General features: G+C 54.7%; 10 protein-coding genes. 6 read left to right on the forward strand and 4 right to left on the reverse strand.

Features of this window, described 5'->3' with window-relative positions:
* Window positions 1–53 precede the first annotated feature (53 nt).
* The 4 genes from tpiA (at window position 54) to H8Q75_RS00740 (ending at window position 3148) form a co-directional block, all read left to right on the forward strand.
* Window positions 54–785 (forward strand): triose-phosphate isomerase, encoded by a 732-nt coding sequence (tpiA, locus tag H8Q75_RS00725; RefSeq protein WP_024125888.1) that lies wholly within the window; start codon window positions 54–56, stop codon window positions 783–785.
* A gap of 265 nt (window positions 786–1050) precedes the next feature.
* Window positions 1051–1647, forward strand: coding sequence for a tetratricopeptide repeat protein (locus H8Q75_RS00730; protein WP_024125889.1), 597 nt, complete (start codon window positions 1051–1053; stop codon window positions 1645–1647).
* A gap of 68 nt (window positions 1648–1715) precedes the next feature.
* Complete coding sequence (locus H8Q75_RS00735; protein ID WP_024125890.1) at window positions 1716–1970, forward strand: hypothetical protein; 255 nt, start codon at window positions 1716–1718, stop codon at window positions 1968–1970.
* 5 nt (window positions 1971–1975) lie between these two features.
* Window positions 1976–3148, forward strand: coding sequence for an MltA domain-containing protein (locus tag H8Q75_RS00740; protein WP_297039588.1), 1173 nt, complete (start codon window positions 1976–1978; stop codon window positions 3146–3148).
* Here the strand turns inward: H8Q75_RS00740 and H8Q75_RS00745 are convergent, their stop codons facing one another.
* Genes H8Q75_RS00745 through H8Q75_RS00755 form a run of 3 tightly spaced genes read right to left on the reverse strand, consistent with a single transcriptional unit; the run spans window position 3149 to window position 5734 of the window.
* Window positions 3149–4198 (reverse strand): alcohol dehydrogenase catalytic domain-containing protein, encoded by a 1050-nt coding sequence (locus H8Q75_RS00745; RefSeq protein WP_024125892.1) that lies wholly within the window; start codon window positions 4196–4198, stop codon window positions 3149–3151.
* Window positions 4199–4216: 18 nt separating this feature from the next.
* Window positions 4217–5335 (reverse strand): phospho-N-acetylmuramoyl-pentapeptide-transferase, encoded by a 1119-nt coding sequence (gene mraY / locus H8Q75_RS00750; protein ID WP_297039593.1) that lies wholly within the window; start codon window positions 5333–5335, stop codon window positions 4217–4219.
* 45 nt (window positions 5336–5380) lie between these two features.
* Entirely contained in the window at window positions 5381–5734 is a 354-nt protein-coding gene (locus H8Q75_RS00755) for a DUF3134 domain-containing protein (protein ID WP_225871756.1), read from the reverse strand.
* A gap of 77 nt (window positions 5735–5811) precedes the next feature.
* On the opposite strand from H8Q75_RS00755, the gene H8Q75_RS00760 reads away from it, so the two are divergent.
* Window positions 5812–6135 carry a hypothetical protein gene (locus H8Q75_RS00760; RefSeq protein WP_297039600.1) on the forward strand — a complete coding sequence of 108 codons (324 nt, stop codon included), beginning with the start codon at window positions 5812–5814 and terminating at the stop codon, window positions 6133–6135.
* A gap of 30 nt (window positions 6136–6165) precedes the next feature.
* Here the strand turns inward: H8Q75_RS00760 and metK are convergent, their stop codons facing one another.
* Window positions 6166–7416, reverse strand: coding sequence for a methionine adenosyltransferase (gene metK, locus H8Q75_RS00765; RefSeq protein WP_024125896.1), 1251 nt, complete (start codon window positions 7414–7416; stop codon window positions 6166–6168).
* 185 nt (window positions 7417–7601) lie between these two features.
* Between metK and H8Q75_RS00770 the strand changes: the two genes are divergently transcribed.
* A partial coding sequence (locus tag H8Q75_RS00770) for a heterodisulfide reductase-related iron-sulfur binding cluster (RefSeq protein ID WP_297039605.1) occupies window positions 7602–7755 on the forward strand: 154 nt, incomplete at its 3' end.

Below are 7755 nucleotides of genomic sequence, written 5' to 3' on the forward strand. Positions count from 1 at the left end.
ACCCCTGTGGTAGGCTTGATCAGGTTAAGTTTCGCAGAGGAAAATCAGGACGAGTGCGCCCAAAAGTTCTTGCTGGCAACTGGAAAATGCACAAAACCCAACAGGAGGCAGTGGCCTTCCTACAGGAGTTTTTAGGGGAATTGGTGGACACCCCCAGCGATCGCGAGGTGGTGCTATGTGTTCCCTACACCTGTTTGAGTGTATTGTCTAAGAGTCTGCACGGAACACGGGTGAAGCTGGGTGCCCAAAATGTCCACTGGGCAGATCAAGGGGCGTTTACGGGCGAAATTTCGCCACCGATGCTGGTGGAGCTGGGCGTGCGCTACGTGATTATTGGCCATAGTGAGCGGCGACAGTATTTTGGTGAAACGGATGCCACGGTTAACCAACGGCTCAGGGCTGCCCAAAGCCACGGCCTAACACCGATTCTCTGTGTCGGTGAAACGAAAGCCCAACGGGATGCCGGCGAAACAGAAAACCACATCTTTCAGCAGTTGGCGCTGGATTTGGTGGATGTGGATCAGACCAATTTGGTGATTGCCTACGAACCCATTTGGGCGATCGGTACCGGTGACACCTGTGAAGAAACGGAAGCCAACCGTGTCATTGGTTTGATTCGCAGTAAGTTGCACAATCCCGATGTCCCCATTCAGTACGGTGGCTCAGTGAATGCTAACAACATTGATGCCATCATGGCCCAGCCAGAAATTGATGGGGTGCTGGTGGGTGGCGCTAGTTTGCAGCCGGAGAGTTTTGGGCGCATTGTTAATTACAAGCCCCTTTGAACATCACCCAAAGTTCCCCGTCAGTGCCCTACACCACACCTATCCCAGAGATAGAGCACTGTCTTCTGAGCGGAAAACCTCAAGATATCAACACCCAGCCTTTTTTCCAAGGATTCAAAACCGCGACAGAGCGGAAGGCTGGGTGTGCCGCCCAGAAAGGGGTCGTAGCTAGCAATTTATTACAACTGTTATCGTTTGCTGGCCGATCGCTTCATTTTCTTTTAGGATCGAAGTAAGGCTGAGCAATGCCGAAAGGAGGCCGACGATGCGCCAACAACTCTTCAGTACTTTGACGGTTTTAGCTGCTTTTGTTGGTCTCAGCAGTGCTGTTGTGGCACAGCCGATGGCGATCGCCACCCTGACTCCCCCCGAACTTCAGGAACTGCAACGCCTGATGCCCCGCAGTGCCGAGGACTACTACAACGTGGGATTAATGCACCAAGGTACGGGGGACCTGGCCGCTGCCATTGATGCCTTTAGCCAAGCGATCAGACTCAACCCCAGTGCTGACTACTACTTTGCTCGCGGCCTGGCCTATTACGACCAAGGGGATATGCAGCGGGCGATCGCTGACTTTACCACTGCGCTGCGCAACGATCCACAGTTTATTGCCGCCTACTACAACCGCGGCATGGCCTATCTTGCCCTGCAAAACTACAATGCAGCAATTGCGGACTTTGATGCTGCCCTAGCACGGGATCCTCAATTTGTTGCTGCCTACTATAGTCGGGGCATGGCCCACTTCGACAGTGGGAATGTGGAACTGGCGCAACGGGACTATGAGCGTGCTCGCGCTCTCAACCCAGCCATGACCGCCCAGTACTATGATCGCGCTCCCCGTCCCCTCACCGGTGGTCCCTAGTACCTGAAGCCACCAATTACAGCGATAATAGAGGATAATGTGCACGATAAGGATGAGCGATCGCGCCTATGCCCAGAACCCCTTCTGAATTTGCGGTTCATTTATTTCTGGAGGGCGGTCACCGTGAGGAGGTGCGCTTCCCCACCATTCAAGACTTCCAGAAGTGGTACAGCAACGAGTTGGCGGCCAAAGCAGATTCCAACGACTTTATTTCTGTTCCCATTAAAAACATTCAAGGGGAATACATGGTGGTGCGCCCCTCAAAAGTCTTTGCGATTCGGGTAGAACCTGTGTTTGCCTCCAGTGTCGATCGGTTTGCCTAGGCTCTATGGCGGGTTTATGGACAGGATGGCTTCAGGGGGTCATCATCCTCGCAGCGGGCGCGATCGCCACAGCACCAACGGCTGCTCCCTTGACGCGCCAAAGCCAACTCCCACCAACCGTTGCCCTAGATACTGCCCTCTGGCAATCCCGCGGTGAGCGAGCACGACTCCTCCAAGCCATTGATCATAGTTTGCGTTACCTGCGTACTGAGAAGGCCCGCCAAGACTACGCCGCCTACACCGCTATTGGCCAACCCGGAGCAGCCCTTGGCCCCAATCTCCAGCAGCGGGTCATCCGCTCCCTCGAACGCTTTCGCCATCTGGTACAAACCCGTCGCTCTGCGGCAGAACTGCAAGCCGCCGTCAAGCGAGAATTTGTTTTTTATCAATCCATTGGCGCCGATGGCCAAGGGCGAGTGGAGTTCACGGGCTATTATGCACCGACCTATCGTGCCAGCTTAGTGCCGACAGCAGAATACCGCTATCCTCTATTTCGTCGCCCCCCTAATTTTGAGCAGTGGCCAGAGCCGCACCCCACTCGCTTGGAACTGGAAGGGGCGGATGGGCAGCAGTGGCGCAATGGCCCTTTGCGGGGTCTGGAACTGGTCTATTTGCGCGATCGCCTTGAGGCTTTTTTGGTTCACGTCCAAGGCTCGGCTGAGCTGCAACTGCCCAATGGTCGCCGCTTTACCGTGGGCTATGCCGGCAAAACGAATCACCCCTACACCAGTATTGGCCAAGAACTCATTCGCGATGGCAAGATTGCCCGTGAGGAACTGACACTCCCGCGCCTCATGGCTTACTTTGAGGCCAACCCTGCTGAGCTCGATCGCTACTTGCCCCGCAACGCCAGTTTTGTCTTTTTTGAACACACCCAAGGGCGTCCTCCCACAGGCAGTCTCTCGATGCCGGTGACCCCAGAGCGTTCGATCGCCACCGATAAGTCTCTAATGCCACCGGGCGCCTTGGCGGTGATCAACACGCAGATTCCCCTCAAGGCCCAAGGCCAATGGCGGCAAACCCCCGTTAGCCGTTTTGTGTTGGATCAGGATACGGGCAGTGCTATTCGGGGGCCAGGTCGTGTCGATATTTTCATGGGCACGGGAGATGTCGCCAAAGCGCGCGCCGGTCTCGTCAATACGCCGGGGCAGTTGTACTATTTGCTACTGCGGCAATAGCTAGGGTTGCAGGGCGACTTTGATCACTTGGCGTGCCTTCATGGCTTGCAAAACACTTTCAATCTCCGTTAGGGGGGCTTGGCCACTAATGAGCTTCTCAAAGGGCAGTGTACCGCTGGCAATCAATTGCAGAGCCTGACGGACAAAGGGGGGAGTGTTGTGAAAGACCCCCTTGAGGGTGAGTTCTTCGTAGTGCAGGCGTTCTGTATCCACGCGGATCGCCGTTTCCCGGGGACAACCACCAAAGAGGTTAATCGTGGCGCCCGGCCGACCACAGGCGATCGCCGTTTCCCAGACTTCAGGAATCCCAGTGGCTTCAATGACAATGTCGGCGCCCCGTCCTTCCGTCCAGTCTTTGACGACGGCGGGAATTTCCCCGCACTGGTGATGATTGATGGTTTGCTCTGCCCCAAAGGTGGTAGCGATCGCCAGCCGCCCATCGGAACCGCCAAAGGCAAGAACCCGTGCCCCCTGTTGTGCCAGCACGCCGACAAACATTAGACCAATGGCGCCGTCCCCAAGGACAACAATTTGCGGTGGACTCGGCCACGTTTCCACCATAGCCGGGTCAAAGCCAGAGCGGGCAACACCATGGAGAACACAGGCGAGGGGTTCGGTCAGCGCTGCCAAGGCAAAGGAGAGGCATTCTGGAATGGGCAAAAGGTTTTGGCGGACAATACTGGCAGGAAGTTTCAAATACTCGGCAAAGGTGCCATTGTTAAACTCCAGATGAGGACACAGGGAAAAGGCCTGCCGCTGACAATAAAAACACTGACCACAGGGGGCAGAATTATTGGCCACCACGCGATCGCCCACCCGCCATTCAGTCACACCAGCTCCAAGGGCAACAATTTCCCCGGCAGCTTCATGGCCAAAGAGAATCGGCGGAGTCAGCATCCGGGCATGACCCCCGCGGCGCCATACCTTCAAGTCGGTGCCACAGGTGGTGGCGGCCCGTACCCGAATCACCACTTCCCCCGGCCCCGGCGTCGGATCAGGGACGGTTTCAATGCGGACATCTTCTTTGCCGTAGAGCACTGCGGCTTTCATTGCACTTCCCCCATCCAATTAGGCCAACCATTGCAGGAGGCCGCAGAGCAGTCCCAAGAGGGCAACGACCCCATAGAAGGTGCTCACCACCCGCAGTTCTGACCACCCCCCCAGCTCAAAGTGATGGTGCAGAGGTGCCATGCGCAGCAGCCGCTTGCCCACGCCGTCGGGGCCTTTTGTTGCCTTGTAGTAGAGCACTTGGGCAATCACTGAAAGGGACTCCACAAAAAAAAGACCACTGACAATCAACAGTTCCCAGAGGTGGTGACTGGCCAAGCCAATGCCCGCAAGGACTGCCCCCAGGGCTAGGGAACCGGTATCCCCCATAAACACCCGTGCCGGATGGTGATTGTGCCAGAGGAAGCCAAGACAGGCACCACTCATAACAACGGCCAGAATTTGCAAGTCGGGATAGGGGCTGAGAATCATCCCTAAAGCAAGGAGGGCGATCGCCGCCGTCCCAGTCGCCAGACCATCGAGACCATCGGTAAGATTCAGAGCATTCCCTTCCGCCATCGGCACAAAAATTGCTAAGGGGATAAATGCCATCCCTAAAGGCCAGACCCATCCCCAGGGAGCCGTCACAACCGTTGCCGTTGGATCACTACCCACCAGCCAAGCACAAAAAAGAGCCGCCCCAATGCCCTCCAGCAGGAGCCGCAGCCGAGCCGATAGTCCTTTGTTGGATTTGCGCCGCAGAACTTGCCAGTCGTCCCACCAGCCAATGGCCGCATACCAAAGCACCAACAGGGCGATCGCCCCCACCGTTGGCGATAGCTTCCCCTGAGCAAACCCTGTCCACAGGAGGGCTAGCCCCAGCCCCGGCGGCACAAAAAAGATTCCCCCCATCGTCGGTGTGCCCGATTTTTGCAGGTGAGATTGTGGGCCATCTTCGCGGATAATTTGCCCAGTTTTCAACCGCCGCAACATGGGCACGACGGCCATCCCTAGAACCGCCACGATGGCAAAACTCACCAAATAAGGCACCGTTAAGGTTTGCAACGGCCGTTGCCAGTGGTTTGCCCCTGTATCGTAAGCAATGCTAGCAATGAGGAGGCCAATGGCGAGAAGGCCAAAAAGCCGCCGTCCCGTTAGCCAACGGGGTTCAATCGCAGCCCTGGTTTTGGTGGAAGGCATGGGGATAGCTTTAGCACATACTCCGATAATAGGGGGATTTGTGCCCTACTCCTCAAGCCCTAGGTCCTCTTCTTCGTCGTAATCGCCCAAGGAGTCACCCACAAATTCCTCAATTTCACCCATATCATCGAGGGTGCTATCAATGATTGGGTCTGCCTCATTGGCATCGCGGGGAATAAGGCGGCCGGTTTGCTGTAACCATTCCAAAATTGAGCGATCAGAACGCCCCTCAGCAGTGAGGTTCTTTTGGGAAATGGGTTCTTCGTACAACGAGGGATTGTATAGGGTCATAGAGCGATGGGTAACAACCAAGTAGGGGCAATCAATCCAATCTTTTAGTTTAACGTTTGGCCATAGGAATGTAAACGTTGGCCGCAGACCAATCCGCCACAGTGGCACATTCTCTGGAACCTGCCTAAACTGGAGAAGTCTCTAAAGAATGGGCATTAGGCTTTCATACATGAGGGATCGAAAGAATGTCTTTACTCAAAACATCATCCATTCCCTTGATGGTTTTAAGTGTAGTGTCTCTCGGTGGGGGGGCGATCGCCACCCCCTATCCTCCAGAGGTGGTTTCCCGATTCACCAGTGAATGCACAACCGCTCTGGAACAGCAAGTGCCTCAAATGGCGCAATACGGCAATGCCTACTGCACCTGTGTGATCAATGAACTGCAATCCTCGCTGACCTTAGCCGAGTTTCAAGCCATTGGTGAAAGTGTGCAGACCAATATCAAGCCGGAAGTGCGCCAGATGCTCACCCAGACCGCCCAAACCTGCCTGCAACGAGTCAGCCAGTAACTAGGGGGGGACAACTCCCCCCATACTTTCCTAGACTGCACTTAGAAACTGAGCAGCAGCAGCTTGCAGATCGGCAACTTTATCGAGTCTTTCCCAAGGCAAGTCAAGGTCATGACGCCCAAAGTGACCATAGGCTGCCACATCTTGGTAGAAGCGACCACCGCGATCTTGGGGTAAGTGGCGCAGGTTAAAGGTTTGAATAATAGCAGCGGGGCGAAGATCAAAGTGGGTTTTAATCAACTCCAACAATTGCTCTGGGGCGAGTTTGCCCGTGCCAAAGGTATCCACAAAGAGGCTCATGGGGCGAGCAACGCCAATGGCATAGCTAATCTGTAACTCGCATTTGTCCGCCAGCCCTGCGGCAACGATGTTTTTGGCAATGTAACGAGCCATATAGGCGGCACTGCGATCCACTTTTGTCGGATCTTTACCGGAAAAGGCACCCCCCCCATGGCGGGCATAGCCACCGTAGGTATCCACCACCAGTTTGCGCCCCGTGAGTCCTGAATCCCCTTGGGGACCGCCAATCACAAATTTGCCCGTAGGATTGACTAAAAAGCGGGTGTTTCCATCGGGTTGGAGGGTCAAATCGGCAAAAACTGGCTTGACAACTGCCTCCCAGAGATCGGCTTTAATCTTGGCTTGAACAGCGCTTTCCTCGCTAATGTCATCAATGGTGGCGGTGTGTTGGGTGGAAATCAAAATTGTATCAATCCCCACTGGTTTGCCATCCTCATAGATGACCGTGACTTGGGTTTTGCCATCGGGGCGTAGGTAGGGCAGCTGACCCGTTTTACGGACAGCAGCTAAGCGACGTGCCATGCGGTGTGCCAAGCTAATGGGCAAGGGCATATACTCAGGGGTTTCATTGCAGGCATAGCCAAACATAATCCCCTGATCGCCGGCGCCAATGCGATCCAGTTCGGCGTCACTGAGCTGTTCCCGGGCTTCCTGGGCTGTATCCACACCACGGGCAATATCGGGGGATTGCTCATCAAGAGCAACAATGACGGCACAGCTATTGGCGGCAAAGCCATTGTTAGCATCGGTATAGCCAATTTCATGGATTTTCTGCCGCGCTAAGTTAACGTAGTTGACCTGTGCCTTGGTCGTAATTTCCCCGGTAATCAGGACTAAACCCGTATTAACAACCACCTCAGCAGCCACGCGACTCTGGGGGTCTTGGGTGAGCAAAGCATCCAGAATGGCATCGGCAATTTGGTCGCAAATTTTATCGGGGTGGCCTTCGGTGACGGACTCTGAACTGAATAAGTAACGCAAGATCGCACTCCTATGGCATGGATGATTGAAAGAAGGCAAGAAATTGCCTGGTGGCAACACGGACTTTTGACTAAAAACTAAGCACTTGTTTCTAAATCCTAGGATTATAACTGAGCAGCGAGACGTTACGAAGGTAATGTGATGATTGGCTAGACTAGGGGCAGATTTTAGACTTTTCAAGTGGTATGCCTGCTTTACGCTATGCCTACTATCCCGGTTGTGTGGCTCAAGGTGCCTGTCGGGAATTAGATCTCTCAACGCGGGCGATCGCCCCCCTGTTGGATATAGAGCTTGTGCCACTGAAGCAAGCCAGTTGTTGTGGCTCAGGTACCTTTAAGG

The organism is Thermosynechococcus sp. OHK43 (genome assembly GCF_014466085.1).
Taxonomy (GTDB): Bacteria; Cyanobacteriota; Cyanobacteriia; order Thermosynechococcales; family Thermosynechococcaceae; genus Thermosynechococcus.

Excerpts from the sequence above, each read along its gene's own strand:
- H8Q75_RS00740 (WP_297039588.1), top strand. The coding sequence starts at position 1,976 with ATGGCGGGTTTATGGACAGGATGGCTTCAGGGGGTCATCATCCTCGCA.
- H8Q75_RS00745 (WP_024125892.1), bottom strand. The coding sequence starts at position 4,198 with ATGAAAGCCGCAGTGCTCTACGGCAAAGAAGATGTCCGCATTGAAACC.
- mraY (WP_297039593.1), bottom strand. The coding sequence starts at position 5,335 with ATGCCTTCCACCAAAACCAGGGCTGCGATTGAACCCCGTTGGCTAACG.
- H8Q75_RS00760 (WP_297039600.1), top strand. The coding sequence starts at position 5,812 with ATGTCTTTACTCAAAACATCATCCATTCCCTTGATGGTTTTAAGTGTA.
- H8Q75_RS00730 (WP_024125889.1), top strand. The coding sequence starts at position 1,051 with ATGCGCCAACAACTCTTCAGTACTTTGACGGTTTTAGCTGCTTTTGTT.
- H8Q75_RS00735 (WP_024125890.1), top strand. The coding sequence starts at position 1,716 with ATGCCCAGAACCCCTTCTGAATTTGCGGTTCATTTATTTCTGGAGGGC.